The sequence below is a fragment of the Chryseobacterium subflavum genome, assembly GCF_055762745.1.
Window position 1 is genome coordinate 1420203 of the sequence record NZ_JBVTMR010000001.1, and the last position, 24147, is coordinate 1444349.

Sequence of the window (24147 nt, forward strand, 5' to 3'; positions counted from 1 at the left end):
TTTTAAGAAACAATATTTGATATCTTTGTATCCATGAATATCCTAATCATAGAAGACGATCAGAGAGTTGCCCAGCTTACCCAAAGAGGTCTGGAAGAACAGGGATTTACGGTAACTCTGGCTTATGACGGGTTGTCCGGAAAGAAATTAGCCTTACAGAATGATTACGATCTTGTGATAACGGATATCGTTCTTCCTAAAATGGATGGAATCGACCTTTGCCGGGAAGTACGCCTGATCAAGCCTGACCTTGCGATCATTATGCTTACCGCATTGGGAACAACAGACGATAAGGTAGAGGGTTTTGATGCCGGTGCAGACGACTATCTCGTAAAACCGTTTGAAATGAGGGAATTACTGGTAAGAATAAGAGCTTTACTGAAACGCAACAACAAAGCTGCTCAGAATTCGGGATTTATCCTGCGTTACGCTGACCTGGAAATGAACCTTCATACCAAGATCGTTAAAAGGAATACAAAAGATATCAACCTCACTCCGAAAGAATTCAAACTGCTCGAATACATGCTGCACAACCCGGAAAGAGTGCTGTCAAGAGTAGAAATTGCCGAAAAAGTATGGGATACCCATTTTGATACGGGAACTAATTTTATCGATGTATATATCAATTACCTTCGTAAGAAAATAGATAAAGATTTTGATCAGAAACTCATCCATACCAAATCCGGTATGGGATTTATTCTTAAATTGGAGTGATGCAAATCAAAACCAGGCTTACCATATTATTCACCATTATTACAGCAACTATTTTGCTGGTATTTGCTTTTGTAATCTATTTTTCCGCAAGCCAAAGCAGGGAAACCGAATTTTATGCGCTTTTAAAAAAAGAAGCTTACACCAAAGCCAATCTGTTCCTGAATGCTAAAGTAGACAAACATACCCTCCAGGAAATCTATCACAATAACCGTAAAACCCTGAATGAGGTTGAAGTAGCTATTTATAATACAGATCATCAGCTTTTATATCATGATGCAGTGGATATTGATTTCGTAAAGGAAACCTCAAAAATGCTTGATGATATCAATTCCAAAGGAAACATTCAGTTTTATCAGGATAACTGGCAGGTGATTGGGGTTACTTATGCGTACCAGGGACAAAAATATCTGGTTACGGCGGCAGCGTATGACCAATATGGATACAGCAAAGTCAGTAATTTATTGAAAACGATCGTCATTGTTTTTATATTTTCAATCATCATCATTTTTCTGGCAGGAAGAATCTTCTCAAGAAAAGCGTTTCAGCCAGTAAATGAAATGACGGAAAAAGCTCGGAATATTTCAGCAACAAATCTCGATCTTAGACTGGAAACTACAGGAAATAAGGATGAGTTATCGGAACTGGCCAATACATTCAATGACATGCTCAATCGTCTGGAAAGCTCTTTTGATGCCCAGAAAAATTTTGTTTCCAATATTTCCCATGAACTGAGAACCCCTCTGGCCGCAATCATTACCGAACTGGAACTTTCTATTAATAAGGAGAGGACCAATAACGAATATAAAACAGTGATCAACAATGTATTAGACGACTCCAAAAAGCTGGTCCGTTTATCAAACAGCCTTCTGGATTTTGCCAAAGCAAGTTATGATCCTACGGAAATTTCCTTTAAACCTGTAAGGATCGATGAGATATTGCTGGATGCCCGTCAGCAGGTTCAGAATTATAACTATGATTATAAGATTGACCTCAATTTCAAAGCTGATATTGATGATGAAAACCAGATTACGGTAAATGGAAATGAGTATCTTTTAAAAGTGGCATTTGTAAACCTTCTTGAAAACGGATGTAAATTCTCCGATGACCATAAAAGTACAGTCTCCATTATATTCAGTAATGAAAAAATTATCCTTACATTTTCAGACCTTGGAATTGGTATTTCAGAAACAGATATGAACTTTATTTTTGCTCCTTTCCATCGAGGTGAAAATAAAGAATTTGCGGATGGAAACGGAATAGGGCTTCCTCTTACCAAAAAAATAGTTGATCTGCATAAAGGCAGCATCACCGTATCTTCACAAAAAAACAAAGGGACAACCTTCACGGTAGAGCTCCCTCATTTATAAAATTTCTAATAAAATTCTAATTTTTTTCTAGTGGTTCTCTAACCGTGTTTGTGGCAGATTGTAAAGACCTTTGTGCCAGCAAAATAAAAGAAGAGGAATCATGGGATTATTGGAATTTACAATCAGACTTTTAAGCGGAATGTTATTAGGTTCCGCCATCGGTATCGAAAGACATTGGCGTCAGAAAAGTGCGGGTTTACGTACCAATGCTCTGGTTTCCCTGGGTGCTACGGCCTTCATTCTTCTTTCCATTAAAATCGGTGGCGATGCCACCGGAAGGATTGCTTCATATATTGTAAGCGGTATAGGCTTTCTCGGTGCCGGAGTTATCATGAAAGACGGACTCAATGTACAGGGATTGAATACCGCTGCAACCATATGGTGTTCTGCCGCTGTAGGTGCTCTTAGCGGAATGGGTCTTCAGATGGAAGCCGCGGTAGTTACTGTTACCGTTATGTTCACCCACATTATCCTTCGTCCTATAGGTATTCACCTAAACAGATTCACTTTCGTAAAATCCGGTAATGTACAGACAGACTATCTCTTTACAATAAAATGTACGGCCGAAGTGGAAAACCATATTCGTGTACTGCTCATGCAGATGCTGGGAAATGATGAAAAATTGTTACTGAAATCCCTGTCAAGCGATGATGTAGATGATAATGTTATCATCACCGCTGTAATCGTTACTGCAACGCCTCAGGACAGCCTTATTGAGCGGACAGCAAGCCGCCTTACCATAGAGGAAAAAGTACATAAGGTCAGTTGGGAGATTATAGGTACCCAGTCGGAATTATAATCTCTCTCTTTAACCAAAATTACCTTTTCGCGTAATGATCTACTAAACATGCATCAATCCTGTGATGCAGGATATTCTGTTCCTTTTTAACTCATTAATACCATGAGTCATGATAAAACTAAAAGAAAAAATTAAAAACCCATTTCATTCTGTAATCAATTCAGACGGAATGAATATCGGAACCATTACCAAGCTGCAAAATGCATCCAGCCAGGATGATAAATTTGTATATGCTATGCTGGAAACCAGTGAAGAAGGTATAACAAAGATAACGGCTGATGAACGTAAAGCCAGGTTCGGACACAATGAAATTCAACATCAGAAAGCTCCCAAATGGTACATCCAGCTGTTAAAAGCTTTTGCCAACCCTTTCATCTATATTCTGCTGGCTATTGCTGCAGTATCCTTTATCATTGATGTATGGCTCCCTCCCGCAGAAGAACGTGACTTTAAGACGGTAATCGTGGTTTCGGTTATGATCCTGGTCAGTACGCTCTTGCGTTTCGTGCAGGAATACAGGAGCAATGCTGCTGCTGAAAAGCTGAAAAGCATGGTAAAAACAACGGCTACTGTACTCAGGAAATTTCAATCTAAACAAGAAATACCCATCAGCGAGCTTGTTCCGGGCGATATTATTTATCTGTCTGCCGGAGATATGATTCCTGCGGATTGCAGGATTGTACAGAGTAAAGATTTGTTCGTCAGCGAAAGTATGCTTACAGGCGAAGCATTACCTGTGGAAAAGAACCATCTTCCGATCCGCGATGCAGAAACTAAACAGGTCATAGAACTTAATAACCTGTGCTTTATGGGAACTAATGTGGTAAGCGGCTCAGCGACAGCAGTTATTGTGGTGACCGGAGGCTATACCTATTTTGGAAGCATCAGTAAATCCATCACTGGAGAACGTCCTGAAACCAGTTTTGATAAAGGAATCAATAAAGTGAGCTTTCTATTGATCCGTTTTATGCTGGTTATGGTTCCCGTGATTTTTTTGGTCAACGGGCTTATAAAGGGAAACTGGCTGGAAGCGCTGTTGTTTGCTATTGCCGTTGCTGTAGGATTAACTCCGGAAATGCTTCCGATGATCGTTACAGCTAACCTGGCGAAAGGAGCTGTAAACATGAGCAAACGTAAGGTGATTGTAAAGCGCCTGAATTCCATCCAGAATATCGGTGCTATGGATATCCTGTGTACAGATAAAACCGGAACCCTTACTTTGGATAAAATTGTCCTTGAAAAACACCTTAATGTCCATGGAATAGAGGATGACGAAGTATTGAAATGGGCATATCTGAACAGCTATCACCAGACAGGACTAAAGAATCTTTTAGACAAAGCTGTTCTTGAGCATGTTGAGCTTCATGATTATTTAAAAGTGGAAGAACAATACCTGAAGGTAGATGAAATACCATTTGATTTTCAGCGTCGCAGAATGTCTGTTATCCTTAAAATGCACAACGGAAACCATCTCCTTATCTGCAAAGGAGCCGTAGAAGAAATGCTGGAACTATGCAGTAAAACTTTCGATCCGGGAGATAACAGGAATATTCATATTGAAAATGATAAAGCCGTTCCCATGGACGACGCCATGCGTAAGATCGTGCTGAAAACTTCAAAAAAAATGAATGAGGAAGGACTCCGGGTGATCCTTGTTGCCATCAGGGAATTTGATGCCTCTCATCCGCTTACTTATACATTGGAAAGTGAAAAAGACCTTACCCTTACCGGATTCATCGGTTTTCTTGATCCTGCCAAGCCATCAGCTCAGCCGGCGATAGAAGCCTTACATAAATTGGGTGTTGGGGTAAAAGTACTCACCGGTGATAATGAAATTGTAACCCGGAAAATTTGCAAAGATGTAGGAATTCCGGTTCACCATATTATCAACGGAAGGGATCTGGATGAAATATCAGACGAAGTTCTGGCAGAGCGAATGGATTCTGTTTCTGTATTTGCCAAACTAAATCCTTTACAAAAAGTAAGGGTTGTAAGAATTTTACGCGATCAGGGACATACGGTGGGCTTTATGGGAGATGGAATTAATGATGCAGCGGCCCTTAAAGAGTCGGATGTAGGGATCAGTGTAGATACAGCAGTGGATGTTGCAAAAGAAAGCGCAGATATTATCCTTCTTGAAAAAGACCTTATGGTTCTCAGAAAAGGGGTGATCTACGGGCGAAGAACCTTTGGGAGTATTATCAAATATATTAAAATGACTGCGAGCAGTAATTTTGGGAATATGTTCAGTATGCTGGGAGCGAGTGCATTTCTGCCTTTCCTTCCTATGCTGCCTGTTCATTTGCTGATCCAGAATTTATTGTACGATATCTCTCAGATTTCTATTCCCTGGGACAAAATGGATGAAGAATTCCTTGAAACACCAAAAAAATGGGATGCAGGCGGAGTGGCTAAATTTATGTTCTTTATAGGACCTATAAGCTCTATTTTCGATTTCGCCACATTTGCCGTGATGTATTTTGTGTTCAAAGCCAATACACCAGAACATCAGACCCTGTTTCAAAGCGGATGGTTCATTGAAGGTTTACTTTCGCAGACCCTTATCATTCATATGATCCGTACAAGGAAAATTCCTTTCATACAAAGCTGGGCCACCGCTCCGGTAGTTGCCTTAACAACTTTAATCATGATTATAGGGATTGCTATACCTTTCTCACCATTTGCAGCAGCTTTAAAGATGCAGCCTTTACCATTAAGCTATTTCCCATGGCTACTAGGTATACTCACTTGTTATTGCCTGCTCACTCAATGGGTGAAAAACTGGTTTATCAGAAAATTCAATACCTGGTTGTAAGAAAAAGAATTCCTTTTCAAGTATTTATCGATCCAATTTCAAAAAAACAATTAAAACTATAAACGTAATGACTATTAAATCAGCACGATTGAAAAGCAATATGTCCGCAATGATATGGCTGACAACTGCATCAATCTTTCTTTATTCCTGTAATAATAAGAAAGAACAGTCTGAAAACACAGCACCGTATATCACAAAAGGAGATACGATCATTTTGCAGAAAAATACTCCGATACTTTCCAAACTAGTTTTGCATAAAGTACAGGAAGAAGAATACAATCCCAATTTACTTACCGTAGGAACGGTTAAAGCGATTCCCAATACCTATGCAGAAGTTGCCTCACCATTTGCCGGAAGGATATTGAAATCATACGTTAAACTAGGGCAGAAGGTAAATTCCGGATCGCCTTTATTTTCAATAAGTTCCAGAGACTATCTCGCTGCACAAAAAGAATACCGTGACGCCCAGCAGGAATACCGTCAGGCCGAACTGAACCTTAAGCGTCAACAGGATTTATTACACCACGGCGTGGGTATCCGGCGTGAAACGGAAGAAGCTGCCACAGAATTCCAGATTAAGAAAACAGCACTCGACAACGCATCGGGAGCTTTGCAGATTTTTAAAAATGGTAAAAATATGTCTCCGAATACTCCTCTTGTCGTTGTATCTCCAATACAAGGAGAAGTGGTAACGAATAATATTGTTATGGGACAATACCTGAAAGAAGACGCTCCGCCTATTGCCGTAATTGCAGAGCTTTCCAAAGTATGGATAGCAGGACAGGTAAAAGAAAAGGACATTCGTTTTCTGCAAAATTTAACCTCGGTGGAAGTCAATATCAGCGCATTACCGGATAAAAAAATTATGGGAAAAATTTATCATATCAATGAAATTGTCAATGAGGAAACCCGAAGTGTGGAAGTCCTGGTGGAGTGTGAAAATGATGACCGGCTTTTAAAACCCGGGATGTTTGTGAATGTAAAGTTCATTAACACCGCGGAGAAAAAAATTTTTGTTCCTGCTAAGGCTGTCCTTCAGTTCAATGATAAAAATTATGTGCTGGTACAGACCTCTCGTAACCAATATGTAAAAAGGTATGTAGAAACAGGAATTACGGAAAATGATAAAATACAGGTCCTCAACGGGCTGAAACCTGGCGAAACGATCATCAGTGAAGGAGCTTTCTATCTTCTGGATGCTAAATAAGGAACCCAATGAAAAACATATTAAACAATATCATTGCTAAACGATGGCTGATACTGGCATTGTTTGCACTGCTTGCTCTTTTCGGATATTATTCATGGAAACAACTTTCTATAGAAGCTTATCCCGATATCGGAGATGTTACTTCCCAGGTTGTTACTCAGGTACCCGGTTTAGCTGCCGAGGAAATTGAACAGCAAATTACCATACCTATTGAACAGGCAATAAATGGACTCCCAGGAATGCATGTCATGCGAAGCAAAAGTACCTTCGGATTATCCATGGTAACCATCGTTTTCAATGACGGGGTCGATGATTACTGGGCAAGGACCAGAATTAAAGAAAGGCTGGGGGATCTCGAACTTCCGTATGGAGTAACTCCTGGGCTGGATCCGCTCACCTCTCCAACAGGAGAGATTTACCGCTATATCATTGAGAGTAAAACCCATGATCTACGTGAGCTTACTGATCTTCAGAATTTTGTAATCATCCCGAAAATAAAACAGGTTTCTGGAGTGGCAGACGTTACCAATTTTGGTGGGATTACCACCCAGTTTCAGGTAGAACTGGATCCGGTAAAGCTGGAACAATACAATATTAGCCTTAAAGAGGTGGCAGAAAAGCTTGAGGCCAACAATGCCAACTCAGGTGGAAGTGTTATGAACAGGGGAGACCAGTCTTACGTTATCCGTGGAATCGGCCTGGTTAAATCTCTCGAAGACATGGGTAGGGTTGTCGTAAAATCAGTTAATGGCTCTCCCATATACATGAATGACATTGGCAAAATAAAATATGGGAACCTTGAACGTAAAGGAGCGCTAGGCTACTCAGATCAGCGGGGTGTTAATTACTCGGACAACATAGAAGGTATTGTTCTGTTGCTCAAAGGAGAAAATCCATCTGTCGTATTAAAAGGAGTAAATGATGCTGTTGATGATCTTAATAAAAACATCCTTCCAAAAGGTGTTCAGATCCATGTTGTATTAGACAGAACCAACCTTGTTGATAATACATTACATACCGTATCTAAAACTTTACTTGAAGGAATGACCTTGGTTATCATCGTATTGATTGTATTCCTTGGAAGCTGGCGCGGCGCCCTGCTTGTGGCCATTACCATCCCCCTGTCTTTGCTTATTGCATTTATATTAATGCATTTCACTAATATTCCGGCTAACCTTTTATCCCTTGGGGCTATCGATTTCGGGATTATTGTAGATGGGGCTATTGTAATGCTTGAAACGATTTTAAAGAAACGGGAAGATCATCCTGAAGAGGAACTGGAAGAAAAAACCATTACTCAAAAAGTAAAAGAAGTAGCCAAACCCATATTCTTTGCCACCATCATTATCATCACCGCTTATTTGCCATTGTTTGCTTTTGAAAGAGTAGAAAAGAAATTATTTACGCCAATGGCATTTACAGTAGGTTACGCATTGCTGGGTGCCCTTGCTGTTGCATTATTCCTCATTCCGGGACTGGCTTTTGTCATCTACCGGAAACCACGGAAGATTTACCACAACCGCTGGCTTGAGAAAATAGGGACGGCATATCATAACAGAGTTCAAAAGATCATGAGCCGTCCTAAACGGATATTTATTCCATTGATTGCTATCCTGCTGACGACAGGCGTTTTAACAGCCCTGGTAGGAAAAGACTTTTTACCTCCGCTGGATGAAGGATCAATATGGCTTCAGGTTTCTTTACCACCAGGCATTACAGTAGAAAAATCAAGAGAAATGAGTGATACGCTCAGGGCGCATACTCTTAAGCACAAAGAAGTAACGTATGTAATGGTACAGGCTGGAAGAAATGACGACGGAACTGACGCCTGGACACCTTCCCATTTTGAGGTGAGTGTGGGACTAAAACCGTATAGCGAATGGAAATGGGGAAGAAGTAAAGCGGATCTTATCAAAGAACTTGAAGCAGAATACGCAACCATGCCGGGATACAATATTGCTTTCACCCAACCGATGATCGATGGCGTAATGGACAAAATTTCCGGGGCCCATAGTGAACTCGTTGTTAAGGTATATGGAAATGATTTTAAAGAAACAAGACGAATAGCAGAAGAAGTAATGGCTACTTTAAAAAAGGTAAAAGGAGCCGTGGACCTTGCTATAGATCAGGAGCCTCCATTGCCCCAGTTACAGATAAAGGTAGATCGCGAAAAAATCGCCCAATATGGACTCAATGTATCTGATGTTTCAGATCTTATAGAAGTAGCAATCGGGGGAAAAGCTGTTTCAAAAGTATATCAGGGAATCAAAGTATACGATATTATTACGAGGTATAACGAAACCAGCAGAAATACGCCGGAAAAAATAGGTAGCCTGATGCTTACCAATGAATCCGGGGCGAAAATCCCACTATCCCAGGTTGCGGATATACAGTTGAATACAGGGGAAAGTATGATCGCACGTGAAATGAACAAGCGTCATCTCACCGTACGCCTTAACCTTCGTGGTACCGATTTAACGTCATTTTTATCACAAGCAGAAAATGCCATCGAAAAAAATGTAAAATATGATCACGAAAAATACAGCATCAAATGGGGTGGTCAGTTTGAAAACCAGAACCGTGCCTACGGAAGGCTTTCTGTTATTGTTCCCCTGGCGCTTTCCATTATGTTTATTTTGTTGTATGGAGCTTTCCAGTCATTCCGTCAGGCCGGGCTTTTAATCAGTATAGTTCCGCTGGCTCTTTTCGGAGGAATGCTTGCTCTCAATCTTCGGGGCATGACCCTGAATATTTCATCAGCAGTAGGTTTTATTGCTTTATTTGGAGTCGCCATACAAAATGGGGTAATCATGATCTCCCACATCAATGACCTGCGAAAGAAAGGGTACGACCTGAAAAAAGCAGTAACAGAAGGAGCTTTCCATCGCTTCCGTCCGGTTCTGATGACCGCTACTGTCGCTATATTGGGGTTATTTCCTGCCTCATTGGCTACAGGTATTGGCTCTGATGTACAAAGACCTCTGGCCACTGTAATTGTGTATGGACTCCTGTTTTCTACCATCATTACCCTGTTTGCACTTCCTGCACTTTACTATCTGATAGAAAATAAATGGGGAAAGAATTTTAATGTACCAAAAGAAGATTAAAATGATCACAATAAAAAAATATACACAGCTTTTTATCATAATATTCCTCGTTTCAGCCTTCAATATAAAGGCCCAGAAGATTGATACTGCATTCGCTAAAAAACCAATTGATTATATGACCTATATCAATCTGGTCGGAAAAAACAATCTGGCATATTCTGCAGAAAAATTCAATATCAATATTGCCGATGCCGCGATACAAACCGCCCGGATTTTTCCGGATCCACAATTAGGCTTCGGATGGTTTGATAACGGACAAAGAAGAATGAAGATGGGCTATGGTTTTAACTCTGAAGTAAGCTGGACATTGGAAATGGGTGGCAAAAGAAAAGCCCGTATAGAAGTTGCTCGAAATCAGGCACAGCTTAGCCGTCTTCTTCTGGATGATTATTTCCGTAATCTCCGGGCAGATGCTACACTGGCGTATCTCTCTGCTATCCAGAATAGGATCGTGCTGGATGTAGAATCCAATTCTTATCTGCAGATGAAAAAACTGGCGGAATCCGACAGTATCCGCTTCAAATTAGGAGTGATCACCCAGGTAGATGCCAGGCAATCAAAGCTGGAAGCAGGTACTATGCTGAACGATGTATTTTCTGCAGAAGCAGAGTGGAAAGCTTCATTAGCTAACCTTTCACTTTTGTCGGGAAAAGCTAAAAGTGATTCTTTATGGTATCCTCAGGGCGATTTTTCAGGGTTTGAACGTCAATTTTCCTTATCGGATCTGGTTATTGAAGCTCAAAACAACAGGGCAGATTTAAAAGCAGCCCTGCAAAGCAAAACCGTTTCTCAAAGTCTGCTTAAGCAAGCTAAGGCTGACCGCGCGATTGACCTGGGACTGTCATTTGGTGTTAATAATGCTTCTTACGTGAGAAATACCATCGCTCCCACACCTGCAATGACTACTGTAAATGCAGGAATCAGTGTTCCCCTGAAATTTTCAAACAACAGATCGGGAGATCTGAAAGCAGCACAATACGGTACCTTACAGGCAGAAACAACCTACAAACAGACTGAGCTCCAGATTCAAACCGAAGTTACCCAGGCATATTACACCTATATCGCAGCTCAAAAGCAGGTGAATCAGTTTAAATCCGGTTTGCTTACAGAAGCTAAAGCTATCCTTGAGGGCAAAATATACAGCTATAAGAGAGGTCAGTCTTCCTTACTGGAAGTCCTGAATGCACAACGTACCTATAATGATGTACAGCACGATTATTACGGAACACTTTACAACTATGCCGTTGCATTGGTAGAGCTTGAAAGAGCTGCCGGAATATGGGATATTAATTTATAATTAACAACAATGAAAAAAATATTTTTTATACTGATCATATTATTTGAAGGGCATTTTATATATGCTCAACAGAATTCTGATACGTTAAAAACAGATTCCATAGAATCAAACACAAACAAAGTAAGCTGGGGTGTGAAAGCGGGTATTAATTCTTATAATTTTTACGGCAAAGAGAGGGATTTTATTTTTGCAAATCCAGACACAAAATTCAAACCGGGCTTCCATGCAGGCGTATTTGTTAACACCCGGATAAGCAAAAATATAGAACTGACCCATGAATTGATTTTCAGCCAAAGAAGGGTAGGTGTCTCCTATAAGGATAGTTCTGACAAAACTTATAACTCAGTGATCAACAGTTCTTATATTGATATTATTCCTGTGAACATGAATTACCGCCTATCCGGATTTAAATTCTATGCGGGGCCGTATGTAAGTGTTTTAGCAGCAGCCAATACAAAACGAAAAGATGAAAATGGTAACGTTTTCCGGGATAAAAGCATTTTCGGAGATGCGGCCAATGATGAAAGCAAAAGCTATTATCTTCAGAAATTTGATTTTGGAATGAATATCGGTCTGGACTACCAACTAAAAGACAGATGGTCGGTAGGGCTAAGATACACACATGGTTTTACAGATCTTTTTCAGAATGCCAACAGTTCAGCAAACGGCAATGCTAAAAAAGATAAAATTAAAATATACAATCGGGGACTTATGCTTTCTTTAGCATATGACCTGACATCATATCATTCTTATAAATAATGCAAAAAGGAATCAAAATCTCAAAGTTCTACAACAGAACAGTAAAAACACAAAGAAACTATATATATTTTTTGGTTCCTTTTAATCCAATACGATCATCTTATATCGTAGATTATTTATTTCTAAATTAGTGTTAAAGCCGGGTTTTAACCCGGCTTATTTTAGTTCCAAAATGTATTAACACGCTAAAACCTGCATAAAGAATTCTATAAAACTATAGCGTCTTTGTGCTCAAATTCTTAGATGTAAGTTGCCTAAGGAAACTATCATCCAGGAAGTATTTTTGAGGCTTCAGTAATTAAACTATCCATCAATACCGTTGCGCTTTTATGCTTAAGAACCGGTGCGATCTGCCCACCCCAGAAAAATACCATTTCATTTTTCCCTTGTTCCAGAGCGGCCTTACGCAAAGATGACATAAAAGTAGTTTGTAATGGAAAAGGTAAGTGAGGAATCTGTTTTTCTGAAAGATCCTTTAAAATTTCATTGGTTATTCCTCTGCCTAAACGTCCGGTATAAGCTCTTGACAGCCTCGTGTTTTTTGACGACTCTGAAAAAAGAGCCTCTCTATGAACAGGCAAAGCACCGGATTCCTCACAAGCCAGAAACGCAGTTCCGATTTGCACTCCTTCCGCTCCTAATGTAAGCGCAGCTGCAATTCCGGTCCCATTAGCAATTCCACCGGCAGCAATTACCGGTATTTTAATCCTATCTTTTATCAACTGTACAAGAACGAATGTGCCCGTAGTTGAATATTCAGCCTTATCCAAAAATGAAGGTCTGTGACCGCCGCTTTCAAACCCTGAAGCAACAATAATATCTACTCCAATATTCTCCAGAGCTATCGCTTCGTCCAATGTCGTTGCGTTTCCCGCCAAAAGAATTCCTCTTTTATGGCATTCCTCGACAACAGTTGGATCCAGCAACCCAAACATAAAGCTGAAAACCTTTGGTTTAATATCCAAAACCGTCTGCAGCTGATTCTGAAACCTGGATTCAAAAGAGGGTGGAAGAGCGGGAACATCTATTTGCAGTCGGTCAAAATAAGGTCTAAAAGCCTCCACAGTTTCTTTATAGCTTTTTTCATTGTCTTCCGCACTTACAAAATCTGTATCGGAAACCCAAAGATTAAGATTATAGGGCTGGGACGTTTGAGATCTTATTTTCTGATCGACCTCATAAATTTCCTGCGGACTAAGGGTATATGCTCCAAAACCACCTAATCCACCCTTATTGCTTACACGTGAAGTGAGTTCTACTGTAGATAAGCCTCCTCCGAAAGGTCCCTGCCAGATAGGGTATTCAATTCCAAGTAAATCTGTAATTCTGTTTTTATTCCACATAATAAGTGATTTGATTGGGTTACCAATTATTCAACATCCGTAAGGGTTTTGTTTACGATCAGCCATTTCCCGTTTATTTTATGGAAAGTAATAAAATTATAGTAATTATAATCGTACATCTTCACATTGAGCTTTACTGAAGCAATAGAATTGATCACGTCGATGGAAATAATCTCCGGATGAAACGGTGCTCCTACCTTTTCCGGGCTGACCCGATTGCCTACACCTTCGATGTATTGTTCCGCTGTTTTATAATACGCTACTCCTTTTATATCTCCGAATAGAAGGGCGTCTTTGAAGAAGACTTCCTTCAAAAGTGTTGTATTCCCTTCAAAAATGCCTTTGAAGTAATATTGCTCAAGTGCGGTTCTTATAGCGGTTTCTTCTGTACTATTTTTCATAGTGTTGATTTTTTGAGCATGGCTGCTTAGTGGAATACCCAGCAACCATGCTATTAATAATACAATTTTCATTATAGGTAATGTCCGGCTCCCATGCCGCCATCCACATTGATTATCGCTCCCGTGATCAGTTTGTTGCATGCAATGCTGTAAACCATTTGTGCAACTTCTTCAGGTTCACCGATACGGTTCAGTAAATGAATTCCTGCTGCCTGATCGATATTTTCATCGTGCATAGGGGTTCTGATCAGCCCGGCGGCAACGGTATTTACTCTGATATTATCTTTTCCAAACTCGGCGGCAAGCTGATGTGTTAAAGCATGGATCGCACCCTTACTCGATATCGGAGCCGTAGAAGGAGATCCTGCCATAGCGTGATATACCAATGGAGAACCTATATTAATAATAACTCCATTTCTCTGCTTCTGCATCTGAGGAATAACCGACTGTGTCGTAAAAAAGGTCCCTTTAAGGTTTGTTCTTAAAAACCTGTCCAGATGATCTTCTGTTACTTCAAGAAATGGTTTGTTTTCATAAATTCCTGCATTATTGACAAGAACATCTGCTGAACCAAATCGCTCAATCGCTGTTTTTACAAGTAATTCACCAATAGCTTTGTCGGCAACATCCCCTGCAATCATTGCCAAATGATCTCCACCTCCCAATTCATTAAAAACCTCCTGCAATTTAGATTCTGTTCTTGAATTAATAACTACATTACTTCCTTTTTCCAGAAAATACCTGGCGATCTCCAATCCGATTCCTGAGGATGCACCTGTTATGATGACCGTTTGTTTTTCCATTTTTCTATTTTTTATCGGTGGAAAATCCCTGTTCTTTCAACGCAGATACCTGCTCTCCGGCATATCCCCAGTTATCATCTTCTATTTCATCAATCACTACATGGGTAAGATGCGGATCTTTATTCAAAACTGAAGTTACCAGTTCTGTTACTCCTTTTATCAAAAGTTGTTTTTGTTCTCTTGTAACTCCGTCACGCAGAACTTCTATTTTTATATAAGGCATGATTGTAAATTTTTAAGGTTATTAATTATTTTCAACTGATTCAGCAACCAGATTAATGGTGAGGTCAAAATTGTTGTATATCAAGGTATCCCCTAAATCCGTAAAGAAATTACCTGATCTGAATTTCATATTATACTTAGTACGGTCAAGAACAATTTTACTTTGAATAGTTGCTGAGTTTGGAGTGTTCTCGATTTTTAATACAGTATCAATAGGATGGGTGATTCCCTTAATCGTAAGATCTCCGTTTACATAATACAGATGATCATCACCAGGCTCTATATGCCTGATTTCAAAGGTAGATTCCGGAAACTGATCCGAATTAAAGAAATCATCGGAAGCTAAATGACCCGCAAACTGAGCGTTGGTCTCAGCATCTTCGATATCAAGAATTTTTATAGAACGGGTATCTATAATAAATGTTCCTGAAGATAGTTGGTTGTCTTTAAAAGTAAATGACCCCTCTTTGATTCCGATGGTCCCATTATGAGCACCAGTTATTTTTCTTCCGGTCCATTCTATTGTACTTTTTTCATGGTCTACTTTAAAATTTTGTGTATTCATTTTTTCTATGTTTAAATGTTGACACAAAGTTCAGAAGGGGACGTTAAAAAGTTACGTGACCTGGGTCACAATTTAATTTTACTGAAAAGCAATGAGTAAATTAAGAGATCAGGATTGATACAAACGGCTTAAGGTTTCTCTGGAAACACCGAGATAAGCAGCTATAAGATGTTTAGGGACAAGATTATACAATTGAGGATACATTGATAAAAGTTCTTCGTATCTGAATTTAGCATCGTTATTCATTAGTGAAAGAAGGCGTTTCTGTACTGCAACATAGCCTTTATTGGTTCTCCACCTGAAAAAATGCTCCATTTCATGAATTTCGCTGCATATCTTTTCTCTGTTTTTATTGGATATGGCCAATACGGTTGCATGGGTAATGCAATCAATATTTATGGTTGCCTTCTGATGACTGTACAGTGCATTATAATCGGAAACCCACCAATTTGGCATTGCAAATTGTAAAATAAACATCTTCATGGCATCATTTAGATAAAACGCCTTAAGGCAACCCTCAAGGACAAAATATTCGTGATCTACATGATTTCCTTCCGACAAAAGCATCTGTCCTTTTTTCAGACTGATCAGGGTAAAATGCGAAAATACATAATCCAGTTGCTCTTCATTAAGAGAAACAAATTGTGACAGATGTTGCTGTAATATCTCTTTAGGATGGGTCATCAATTTTTTAATTGAATTACAAATATACAATGTAAAACATTTCCCCAAAACAGCCCTTAACTTTATCTTATCCATTAAGAAGAACTTCAGTCTAATTTTAGTAGGGTAAAGAAAACAATTGCAATAATACCTAAATACCAAAAACGGATGATCCAGGTACAGCAGCAAAAAAATGTAAAATATTGAAAATCAAAAATTATCATCTCAAAAAACATGGGGTTATAAAACCCTAACTTTGATTGTTATCGTATTAATCAAACTTTAGTAAAAAGAGTAAAACATGCATGAATAAAGTATTTTTTAACAATTAATTCACGTAAAAAAGACCAAAAAACCTTATCTTTGTCACCTATGCTGAAGTGGATTTCTATATTTTGTTCTATGACTTACGTATTTGCGACAACAAATATGGCGGAAGTATTGAAGGCTCCGGTCTTTATAGAACATCTGATGGAATATGACGGCAATTGTGTAGAATTTCTGGTAGAACATTATGATAATCATAAAAAAGACCAGGATTGGGATACCGATCAGAAACTGCCCTTCATCAATCCTCCTGTTGTGCTTATGGTATATGCACAACTTCCGGAAACCCTATTTCATATTGAAAAAATAAAAGAATTTCCGGTTCAGCAAAAAAACACTTTTTATCAGGAAAAAGATTTTTCCGGACTCTATCTTTCCAGCATTTTCCAGCCTCCACGCCATTCTTAATTAATCTCTGCACAATAACTATGCTTTAAAATACTTTTTAGAGCAGCTTAATCTTGTTATCTATCAATTAATTAATTTTTTCATGTTAAATAAAATTATTGAGTTTTCTGTAAAGAATAAACTCATTATTGCCCTTTTTACAATGGGGCTGATTCTTCTTGGAATCTATGAAACAACAAAGCTTCCAATTGATGCCCAGCCTGATATTACCAATAATCAGGTACAGATTATCACTGTCGCACCCTCATATGGAGCAGCTGATATCGAACGTCTGGTGACCTTTCCCATTGAACAGGCTACCAGTAACATCAATGGCATAACAGAGCTCCGAAGTTTTTCACGGTTCGGCTTATCCCTTGTTACGGTGGTATTTAATGATAATACCGATGTATATTGGGCAAGACAACAGGTTCAGGAACGTCTGCAGATAGTCCAGGATAATATACCGGAAGGAATCGGAAAACCGGAATTGGGACCTATCTCCAGTGGATTAGGTGAAATATTCCAATATGTGGTGCGGGCAAAAAAAGGCTACGAGAACATCTACGATGAGACCGAACTGAGAACCATCCAGGACTGGATCATCCGCCGCCAGCTTCTGGGAACAAAAGGAGTTGCGGATGTCAGCAGCTTTGGAGGAAAACTGAAACAATATGAGATTGCTATCAATCCCAATAAATTACAAGCATTTGATATTACCATCAATGACGTTTTTGATGCCCTGGAGCGGAATAATCAAAATACCGGCGGGGCTTATATTGAAAAGAAGGAGACTGTATTATTCATTAGGACAGAGGGGCTTCTGGGAAGTACTGAAGATATAGGTAATATTGAAGTATCAGCAACAGGAGAGGGGATTCCTGTTCTTATCAGGGATGTGGCGGAAGTAAAAACAGGATATGCCACACGGTATGGAGCGATGACCTATAATGACACAGGAGAGGTCTCGGGAGCTATTGTACTAATGCTTAAAGGAGAAAATGCCAATGAAGTAATTGGTAATATTAAACAGCGTCTGGAAAAAATTCAGGAAACCTTACCGGAAGGTGTTGTTATTGAGCCTTTCCTGGATCGTGCGAAAATGGTTAACAATACTATCAGTACCGTAAAAACCAATCTGATGGAAGGAGCCCTGATTGTTGTTTTCATTCTTGTTCTCTTTTTAGGAAACTTCCGTGCCGGTCTGCTTGTCGCTTCTGTAATTCCACTGGCAATGCTTTTTGCCATAATCATGATGAACCTTTTTGGAGTCGGAGGAAACCTCATGAGCCTCGGTGCTCTTGATTTCGGACTTATCGTTGATGGGGCTGTTATTATCGTAGAAGCTGTGTTGCATCAGCTTGCCCATAAAAAACATTTCGGGAAAGATCATATCCTCAGCAAAAAAGAAATGGATACACAGGTTTCAGATTCCGCTACCAAGATGGTAAATAGTGCGGTTTTCGGGCAGATTATTATTCTGATCGTATACCTTCCTATTTTCACATTACAAGGGATTGAAGGTAAAATGTTCAAACCCATGGCTCAGACTGTCGCGTTTGCATTGATCGGGGCCTTCCTGCTTTCCCTTACTTATATTCCAATGATGAGTTCCCTGGTTCTTAGCAGAAAGAAAAAGACCAAAGACAATATTTCAGACAAGGTGATGACCAGGGTAGAAACCGGGCATCAAAAGCTTCTGATAAAAGCATTGAAGTACAGAAAAACCATTATTATCACAGTGCTTCTCCTTTTCGCAGGAGCTGTTTTCACCCTTTCCCGGATGGGAGGAGAGTTTATTCCATCATTGGAGGAAGGTGATTTTGCTGTAGAAATGCGTATCCTGCAGGGAAGTAATATTAATGAAACGAAAAAAGCAACCACCCAGGCGGCGCACATTCTTTTAAAACAGTTTCCAGAGGTGCAAAAGGTAGTCACTAAAATAGGAAGTGCCGAAATTCCCACAGAGCCGATGCCAATGGATGCGGGTGATATGATCATTGTTCTGAAGCCTAAAAAAGAATGGTCGTCTGCACGATCATTCCCGGAATTATCCGAAAAGATGAGCAAAGCATTGCAGGTTATTCCCGGGCTCAAAACAGGTTTTCAGTTCCCGGTACAAATGCGCTTTAATGAATTAATGACCGGAGCAAGACAGGATGTGGTGTGTAAAATTTATGGAGAAGATCTGGACAGCCTTGCTGTATATGCCAAAAAGCTGGGTGGGATTATCAATACAGTAAAAGGTGCACAGGATCTTTATCTGGAGCCTGTTGTCGGAGCGCCACAGGTAGTTATCGGTTATAACCGTGCCGAGCTCTCGCGTTACCATATTTCCGTAATGGAAATCAATAGGGTGATCAATATGGCTTTTGCCGGACAAACTGCTGGAGCCTTGTATGAAGGTGAAAGAAAATTTGATGTCGTGGTAAGAATGGACAGTGAACATAAAAAAGATATAACAAGTATTCAAAATCTTCTGGTTCCGACTGCTTCTGGTGAGCAGATTCCTTTACACCAGCTGGCCAGCATAGAATTGAAAAGCAGTCCCAACCAAATCCAGAGGGAAGATACCAAAAGAAGAATTGTTGTCGGATTTAATGTCCGTGGAAGAGATGTTCAAAGTATCGTGGAGGAACTTCAGCAAAAGACCGATAAAGAATTGAAACTCTCTTCAGGTTATACCATCTCTTATGGTGGAGCCTTTGAAAACTTAAATGAAGCTAAAGCAAGATTAGGTGTCGCTGTTCCTATTTCATTGGTAATGATCTTTTTGCTTCTTTTCTTCGCATTTGGTTCCGTAAAACACAGTTTGCTGATCTACACCGCAATTCCGCTATCAGCCATTGGTGGAGTTTATTTTCTGGCCCTCAGGGGAATGCCTTTCAGCATCAGTGCAGGAGTAGGATTTATTGCATTATTTGGTGTTGCGGTACTTAATGGAATTGTTTTGATATCAGAATTCAACCGATTAAAAAATAATGGAATAACCAATCTCAGCAGAATTGTTTTAATGGGCACAAGAATCCGGCTTCGTCCCGTACTGATGACTGCTTTTGTCGCTTCGCTGGGCTTTCTTCCTATGGCGTTAAGCAGTGGTGCAGGGGCAGAAGTACAGAGACCTCTGGCTACCGTGGTTATAGGAGGCTTAATGCTTGCTACGCTCTTAACCTTATTTGTCCTGCCTATTTTGTATGTCTTATTTGAACGAATCAATAAAAATAAAATGAAATTCTCAAAAAAAAGAAACTTTAAAAAACTAACCATACTCCTGTTATTCATTTCTTTCGGAAGTATTCAGGCACAGGAAAACATTACACTGGATCAGGCATTGGAAGCTGCCTTCCGGCAAAACGGAAACTATAAGAATTCCAGACTCATTTCAGCCTATCAGGAAAAACTGAAATCAAGCTATCTCGACATTCCTCAACTGGAAGTGACAGCAGGTATCGGCCAGATACAGGGAATCGAAACCGATAATTCGTTTTCCGTATCTCAACGCATTAGTTTTCCGACTGTTTATTCCAGAAGAAAACAATTGCTGGATGCGGAATGGGCTTCAGGTCTTATGAATCAGCAGCTCATCCAAGCCCAACTGACTAAAGAAGTTTCAGAAGTTTTTTACAGAATTATTATTCTAAAGGAAAAGAAAAAAGTGCTGGATTACATCAGTGAGCTGTACAATGGCTTTGCCGACAAAGCAAGTTTACGTTTGAAAAAAGGAGAAGCCAATATTCTCGAGGAGTCAACGGCCGAAATTCAAAGGGAACAGGCCGCAGTGCAGCTGAATATTCTTGAAAACGACCTCAATATTGCACAGCTCCAGCTTCAGGTATTGCTTCAGTCGGAAAAAAGATACCTGCCGCTTACTGATCAACCCGTCCTGAATGTTGACTTTCAAATTCCGGGGGATGTCTTAAGAAATCATCCGCAGCTCCAGTATCTGAATCAGCAAATCAAGGTGAATGAAGCAGAAGCCCGTTTAGAACAAAGCAAACTCCTTCCGGATCTTCTTGTAGGATACACTAATCAGAGCATGAAGAATATCAATAACAACCGTTTCAATTCCGTTCAGGTCGGTGTTGGGATCCCTCTATTTACAAAAGGACAGCGAGCACTGGCAAAAGCAACAAAAGCAAAAGTGGCCATTGCAGAAAATCAATACCAAAGAAAAGAAACCGAACTGAAAAACAGGTATGAACAGCTGGCCAATACCTATGCTAACCAGCTTGCGATCATACAAAATTACGAACAGAAGCAACTGCCCAAAGCTGAAACAATTCTTAAAGCAGCCCAAAAACAAATGGAAGCAGGAGAGATCGATTTCCTCAATTGGGTTATTTTAACCAATCAGGCTGTTAAAATAAAGGTTGATTATATCGAAAATTTAGATCGACTCAATCAAACGGGGGCCGAGCTTAATTTCTTAATTTCAAAATAATAATATCATGTATTTCAGAAAATCATCATTATACATCATTGTTGCGGCCTTATTTTTAACCTCATGTTCGGGAAAGAAAGAGGAAACCACAGTCTATGAAAATAAAAAACTGGCATCAAAAAACCAGAATATCGTTCAGTTAAGTGATCAGCAGATCAAAATTACAGGGCTTACCTTGACAGGTATTCAAAACAGGATCATGGAAAAAACGGTACGGCTGAACGGAAAAGCAGACATAGCTCCGTCTCATATCAGTTCTCTTTCCAGTATTATGGGAGGACATATAAAATCGATCAATGTTATTAACGGGAGTCATTTCAGAAAAGGACAGGTACTGGCTGTAGTAGAAGATCCTCAGTTCATACAGCTTCAGCAGGATTATCTCGTTACAAAGGCCCAGCTTGAATCAGCAAGATTGAACTTCAACAGGCAAAAAGACCTCAACACCAGCAAAGCCAGTAGTGACAAAACATTACAGACCGCCCAGGCGGATTATTCCACACTGAACGCTACATTGAAGGGACTGGAAGAAAAACTCAGGATCATAGGCATCAATGCGAAAGGACTAAATTCCGGAAATATTAAAAGCAGAATAAGCATTCATGCCCCTTTTAGCGGTTTTGTAAGTAAAATATGGGTTAATAATGGTCAGTATATCAATCCTTCCGATACCTTATTTGAACTGATTGACCCTGCTGGTCTGTTATTGGAATTAAAAGTATTTGAAAATGACGTAAATGATATAAAAACCGGGCAGGAGATCCTGGTGTATAATAATCAGAACCCGGACCAGAAATATCCTGCCAAAATTATAAGCCTTGTTCCCAATATCGAAAATGGAGGATCCTCGGTAGCTATAGCCAAATTGTCCGCATCCAGCACAGAGTTTGTGCTCGGAATGTACATCAATGCAGAAGTAAGCATTAGTGGTAGAAATACGACCGGCTTACCCGGCGAATCTATAGTATCATTTGAAAATAAGAACTATATCTTTGAAGACCTTGGAAATCACCGGTATAAAATGATCCCCGTAATCACAGGAATTTCAGATAATGGATTTACGGAAATTCTCAAATCTGAATCGTTAAAAAATAAAAGACTGGTACAAAAAGGAACTTACAATCTCCTGATGATCCTTAAAAATAAAGCAGAATAATCATTTTAGCACAAAGCCGTTCAACCGTTTGAACGGCTTTTTATGATTCCGAAAATAAATATACCGATTGGTATATTTATTTTATATCTTTGCCATTTAAAAATGGAACTACTGAATTAAAGACGGTTTATTCCTTTTGTTTGAATCATAAAATTTTTTAATTCAAAATATACCGATCGGTATATTAAATAGTAAAATGCTATGAAAAGAATCATTCTTATTATCACGGTAATCTCCGCAGCCATTATGGAGCTTATAGACACTTCCATAGTAAATGTTGCCCTCAATTATATGAGCGGAAACCTGGGGGCAACATTAGAAGACATTTCCTGGGTGGTTACAGCTTATGGAATTGCCAACGTTATTATTATTCCGATGACCAGCTTTCTGGTCAATAACCTTGGCCGGCGGAATTATTACATCGGCTCTATTATCCTGTTTACCTTTTGTTCTTTTATGTGCGGCAACTCCACAAACCTCTGGGAACTCGTCATGTTCCGGTTTCTGCAGGGAATTGGAGGTGGAGCATTATTATCTGTATCTGCCATGGTTGTATACGAGTGTTTTCCAAAAGAAAAACAGAATATTGCCAGCGCTTTATTTGGGATCGGGGTTTTTATAGGACCCACGATCGGGCCTACACTCGGTGGATTTATTACGGATAACTTTTCATGGCGATGGATCTTTTACATCAACATTCCTTTAGGAATACTGGCCGCTATTCTATGTTTAAAATTATTACCCGAATCTCCGACCCGGCAAAAGGTTAAAAAGATCGACTGGCCAGGAATTATTCTCTTAATTATTGGTATCGGCTCTTTACAAACGGTTTTGGAGCGTGGGGAAACGGAAGACTGGTTTGCTGCCCGTTATATTATTTTCCTCACTGTAGCAGCTGTCCTTTCACTCGTTCTTTTCGTTCACAGGGAGCTCACTATACCACATCCCGTGGTAAAGCTATCGGTTCTTAAGCACCCTTCACTCAGTATCTCTGCCATACTTACCTTTATAACCGGGATTGGCATGTTTACTTCCATTTACCTCACTCCTGTACTGGCACAACGCTTTTTAGGATTCAACCCGGCTCAGGCTGGTCTTTTACTGCTTCCGGGTTCCATTATTGCCGTATTTGCGCTGATCATTACCGGGAAAGTTTTGCAAAAAGGAGTTCCTCCTGCATTGGTAGTATTTCTTGGTTTTTGTTGTTTTATTTATTTTAACTGGTCTATGGCACAGGTAAACCTGGATGTTTCTTTTGCTACAATTTCCATTAATCTTATATTCAGAGCACTGGGAATGGCTTTACTTACCGTTCCGCTTGCATCACTTGCCGTTTCTTCTTTAAAAGCTGAAGATATGCCCCAGGGAACCGCTATTAACAACATGATGCGCCAGTTGGGTGGTTCATTTGGAATATCCATTATCAATACATATATCGCAAGAAGGGTTGCCCTTCACCGTACCGACCTTATCTCCAACCTTACTCCGGATAACCGTTCGGTAATGGATCGTCTTCAAACCTATACTTCACTTTTTCAGAGCAAGGGATTCGGTCTTCCTGAAGCACAGCAAAAAGCAATAGGTCTGGTGGAAAAAATTGTGGTGAAACAATCATTTTTTTTAAGCTATATCGATGCCTATATGGTTATTGGTCTGGCATTTATATTTGTCTTACCTTTATTATTATTTTTCCTGAAGAGGAATAAAAATAAAAAAATAGTAATCGTATCAGCAGACCATTAAAACAGAATCATATAAAATATAATAAAATCAA

At 39.6% G+C, this 24147-nt stretch carries 18 protein-coding genes; 12 read left to right on the forward strand and 6 right to left on the reverse strand.

The genetic code is table 11. The features are described 5' to 3' along the window. The first annotated feature begins 33 nt into the window (after window positions 1-33). The 8 genes from AC0INN_RS06180 (at window position 34) to AC0INN_RS06215 (ending at window position 12065) form a co-directional block, all read left to right on the forward strand. The gene (locus tag AC0INN_RS06180) at window positions 34-714 is read left to right on the forward strand and encodes a response regulator transcription factor (protein WP_172282743.1); all 681 of its coding nucleotides are present in this window, start codon (window positions 34-36) and stop codon (window positions 712-714) included. Further along, window positions 714-2081, forward strand: a complete 1368-nt coding sequence (locus AC0INN_RS06185) for a HAMP domain-containing sensor histidine kinase (RefSeq protein ID WP_273648013.1) — start codon at window positions 714-716, stop codon at window positions 2079-2081. The genes AC0INN_RS06180 and AC0INN_RS06185 overlap by 1 nt, the downstream gene beginning before the upstream one ends. A gap of 100 nt (window positions 2082-2181) precedes the next feature. Further along, window positions 2182-2880: an MgtC/SapB family protein gene (locus AC0INN_RS06190; protein WP_273648014.1), complete on the forward strand. Its 699-nt coding sequence runs from the start codon at window positions 2182-2184 to the stop codon at window positions 2878-2880. Between the two features lie 109 nt (window positions 2881-2989). Further along, entirely contained in the window at window positions 2990-5695 is a 2706-nt protein-coding gene (mgtA, locus tag AC0INN_RS06195) for a magnesium-translocating P-type ATPase (RefSeq protein ID WP_306612312.1), read from the forward strand. 67 nt (window positions 5696-5762) lie between these two features. After that, the gene (locus AC0INN_RS06200) at window positions 5763-6902 is read left to right on the forward strand and encodes an efflux RND transporter periplasmic adaptor subunit (RefSeq protein WP_306612314.1); all 1140 of its coding nucleotides are present in this window, start codon (window positions 5763-5765) and stop codon (window positions 6900-6902) included. A gap of 8 nt (window positions 6903-6910) precedes the next feature. Continuing rightward, window positions 6911-10009, forward strand: a complete 3099-nt coding sequence (locus AC0INN_RS06205) for an efflux RND transporter permease subunit (RefSeq protein WP_273648018.1) — start codon at window positions 6911-6913, stop codon at window positions 10007-10009. A 1-nt stretch (window position 10010) separates the two neighbouring features. Continuing rightward, window positions 10011-11306, forward strand: a complete 1296-nt coding sequence (locus tag AC0INN_RS06210) for a TolC family protein (RefSeq protein WP_306612316.1) — start codon at window positions 10011-10013, stop codon at window positions 11304-11306. A gap of 9 nt (window positions 11307-11315) precedes the next feature. Beyond that, window positions 11316-12065: a porin family protein gene (locus AC0INN_RS06215; protein WP_306612318.1), complete on the forward strand. Its 750-nt coding sequence runs from the start codon at window positions 11316-11318 to the stop codon at window positions 12063-12065. A 266-nt stretch (window positions 12066-12331) separates the two neighbouring features. Here AC0INN_RS06215 and AC0INN_RS06220 read toward each other — a convergent pair whose 3' ends face one another. The 6 genes from AC0INN_RS06220 to AC0INN_RS06245 all read right to left on the reverse strand — a co-directional run bounded on the left by AC0INN_RS06220 (window position 12332) and on the right by AC0INN_RS06245 (window position 16158). Then, on the reverse strand, window positions 12332-13408 hold the full coding sequence (locus tag AC0INN_RS06220) for an NAD(P)H-dependent flavin oxidoreductase (RefSeq protein WP_306612320.1): 1077 nt from the start codon (window positions 13406-13408) through the stop codon (window positions 12332-12334). Window positions 13409-13434: 26 nt separating this feature from the next. Then, window positions 13435-13809 carry a nuclear transport factor 2 family protein gene (locus AC0INN_RS06225; RefSeq protein ID WP_306612322.1) on the reverse strand — a complete coding sequence of 125 codons (375 nt, stop codon included), beginning with the start codon at window positions 13807-13809 and terminating at the stop codon, window positions 13435-13437. 71 nt (window positions 13810-13880) lie between these two features. Next, window positions 13881-14612 carry an SDR family NAD(P)-dependent oxidoreductase gene (locus AC0INN_RS06230; RefSeq protein WP_172282728.1) on the reverse strand — a complete coding sequence of 244 codons (732 nt, stop codon included), beginning with the start codon at window positions 14610-14612 and terminating at the stop codon, window positions 13881-13883. Window positions 14613-14616: 4 nt separating this feature from the next. Beyond that, window positions 14617-14835, reverse strand: a complete 219-nt coding sequence (locus tag AC0INN_RS06235; RefSeq protein WP_172282726.1) for a tautomerase family protein — start codon at window positions 14833-14835, stop codon at window positions 14617-14619. A 21-nt stretch (window positions 14836-14856) separates the two neighbouring features. After that, entirely contained in the window at window positions 14857-15399 is a 543-nt protein-coding gene (locus tag AC0INN_RS06240) for a YceI family protein (RefSeq protein WP_273648024.1), read from the reverse strand. Window positions 15400-15507: 108 nt separating this feature from the next. After that, window positions 15508-16158, reverse strand: a complete 651-nt coding sequence (locus AC0INN_RS06245) for a Crp/Fnr family transcriptional regulator (RefSeq protein ID WP_306612325.1) — start codon at window positions 16156-16158, stop codon at window positions 15508-15510. Window positions 16159-16464: 306 nt separating this feature from the next. Between AC0INN_RS06245 and AC0INN_RS06250 the strand changes: the two genes are divergently transcribed. The 4 genes from AC0INN_RS06250 (at window position 16465) to AC0INN_RS06265 (ending at window position 24116) form a co-directional block, all read left to right on the forward strand. Then, complete coding sequence (locus tag AC0INN_RS06250) at window positions 16465-16797, forward strand: hypothetical protein (RefSeq protein ID WP_306612326.1); 333 nt, start codon at window positions 16465-16467, stop codon at window positions 16795-16797. A gap of 82 nt (window positions 16798-16879) precedes the next feature. Beyond that, a complete protein-coding gene (locus AC0INN_RS06255; protein WP_306612328.1) occupies window positions 16880-21217 on the forward strand; it encodes a CusA/CzcA family heavy metal efflux RND transporter in 4338 nt (1445 codons plus the stop codon). A 7-nt stretch (window positions 21218-21224) separates the two neighbouring features. Then, a complete protein-coding gene (locus AC0INN_RS06260) occupies window positions 21225-22373 on the forward strand; it encodes an efflux RND transporter periplasmic adaptor subunit (protein WP_306612330.1) in 1149 nt (382 codons plus the stop codon). A gap of 201 nt (window positions 22374-22574) precedes the next feature. Further along, on the forward strand, window positions 22575-24116 hold the full coding sequence (locus tag AC0INN_RS06265) for an MDR family MFS transporter (RefSeq protein WP_273648028.1): 1542 nt from the start codon (window positions 22575-22577) through the stop codon (window positions 24114-24116). Window positions 24117-24147: the final 31 nt, after the last annotated feature.

Bases quoted from the DNA above. Each gene is read 5' to 3' on its own strand.
- AC0INN_RS06185 (WP_273648013.1), top strand. From the start codon at position 714: ATGCAAATCAAAACCAGGCTTACCATATTATTCACCATTATTACAGCA.
- AC0INN_RS06250 (WP_306612326.1), top strand. From the start codon at position 16,465: ATGACTTACGTATTTGCGACAACAAATATGGCGGAAGTATTGAAGGCT.
- AC0INN_RS06230 (WP_172282728.1), bottom strand. From the start codon at position 14,612: ATGGAAAAACAAACGGTCATCATAACAGGTGCATCCTCAGGAATCGGA.
- AC0INN_RS06200 (WP_306612314.1), top strand. From the start codon at position 5,763: ATGACTATTAAATCAGCACGATTGAAAAGCAATATGTCCGCAATGATA.
- AC0INN_RS06190 (WP_273648014.1), top strand. From the start codon at position 2,182: ATGGGATTATTGGAATTTACAATCAGACTTTTAAGCGGAATGTTATTA.
- AC0INN_RS06255 (WP_306612328.1), top strand. From the start codon at position 16,880: ATGTTAAATAAAATTATTGAGTTTTCTGTAAAGAATAAACTCATTATT.
- AC0INN_RS06220 (WP_306612320.1), bottom strand. From the start codon at position 13,408: ATGTGGAATAAAAACAGAATTACAGATTTACTTGGAATTGAATACCCT.
- AC0INN_RS06215 (WP_306612318.1), top strand. From the start codon at position 11,316: ATGAAAAAAATATTTTTTATACTGATCATATTATTTGAAGGGCATTTT.
- AC0INN_RS06245 (WP_306612325.1), bottom strand. From the start codon at position 16,158: ATGGATAAGATAAAGTTAAGGGCTGTTTTGGGGAAATGTTTTACATTG.
- AC0INN_RS06210 (WP_306612316.1), top strand. From the start codon at position 10,011: ATGATCACAATAAAAAAATATACACAGCTTTTTATCATAATATTCCTC.
- AC0INN_RS06225 (WP_306612322.1), bottom strand. From the start codon at position 13,809: ATGAAAAATAGTACAGAAGAAACCGCTATAAGAACCGCACTTGAGCAA.
- AC0INN_RS06180 (WP_172282743.1), top strand. From the start codon at position 34: ATGAATATCCTAATCATAGAAGACGATCAGAGAGTTGCCCAGCTTACC.
- mgtA (WP_306612312.1), top strand. From the start codon at position 2,990: ATGATAAAACTAAAAGAAAAAATTAAAAACCCATTTCATTCTGTAATC.
- AC0INN_RS06240 (WP_273648024.1), bottom strand. From the start codon at position 15,399: ATGAATACACAAAATTTTAAAGTAGACCATGAAAAAAGTACAATAGAA.
- AC0INN_RS06205 (WP_273648018.1), top strand. From the start codon at position 6,911: ATGAAAAACATATTAAACAATATCATTGCTAAACGATGGCTGATACTG.
- AC0INN_RS06260 (WP_306612330.1), top strand. From the start codon at position 21,225: ATGTATTTCAGAAAATCATCATTATACATCATTGTTGCGGCCTTATTT.
- AC0INN_RS06235 (WP_172282726.1), bottom strand. From the start codon at position 14,835: ATGCCTTATATAAAAATAGAAGTTCTGCGTGACGGAGTTACAAGAGAA.
- AC0INN_RS06265 (WP_273648028.1), top strand. From the start codon at position 22,575: ATGAAAAGAATCATTCTTATTATCACGGTAATCTCCGCAGCCATTATG.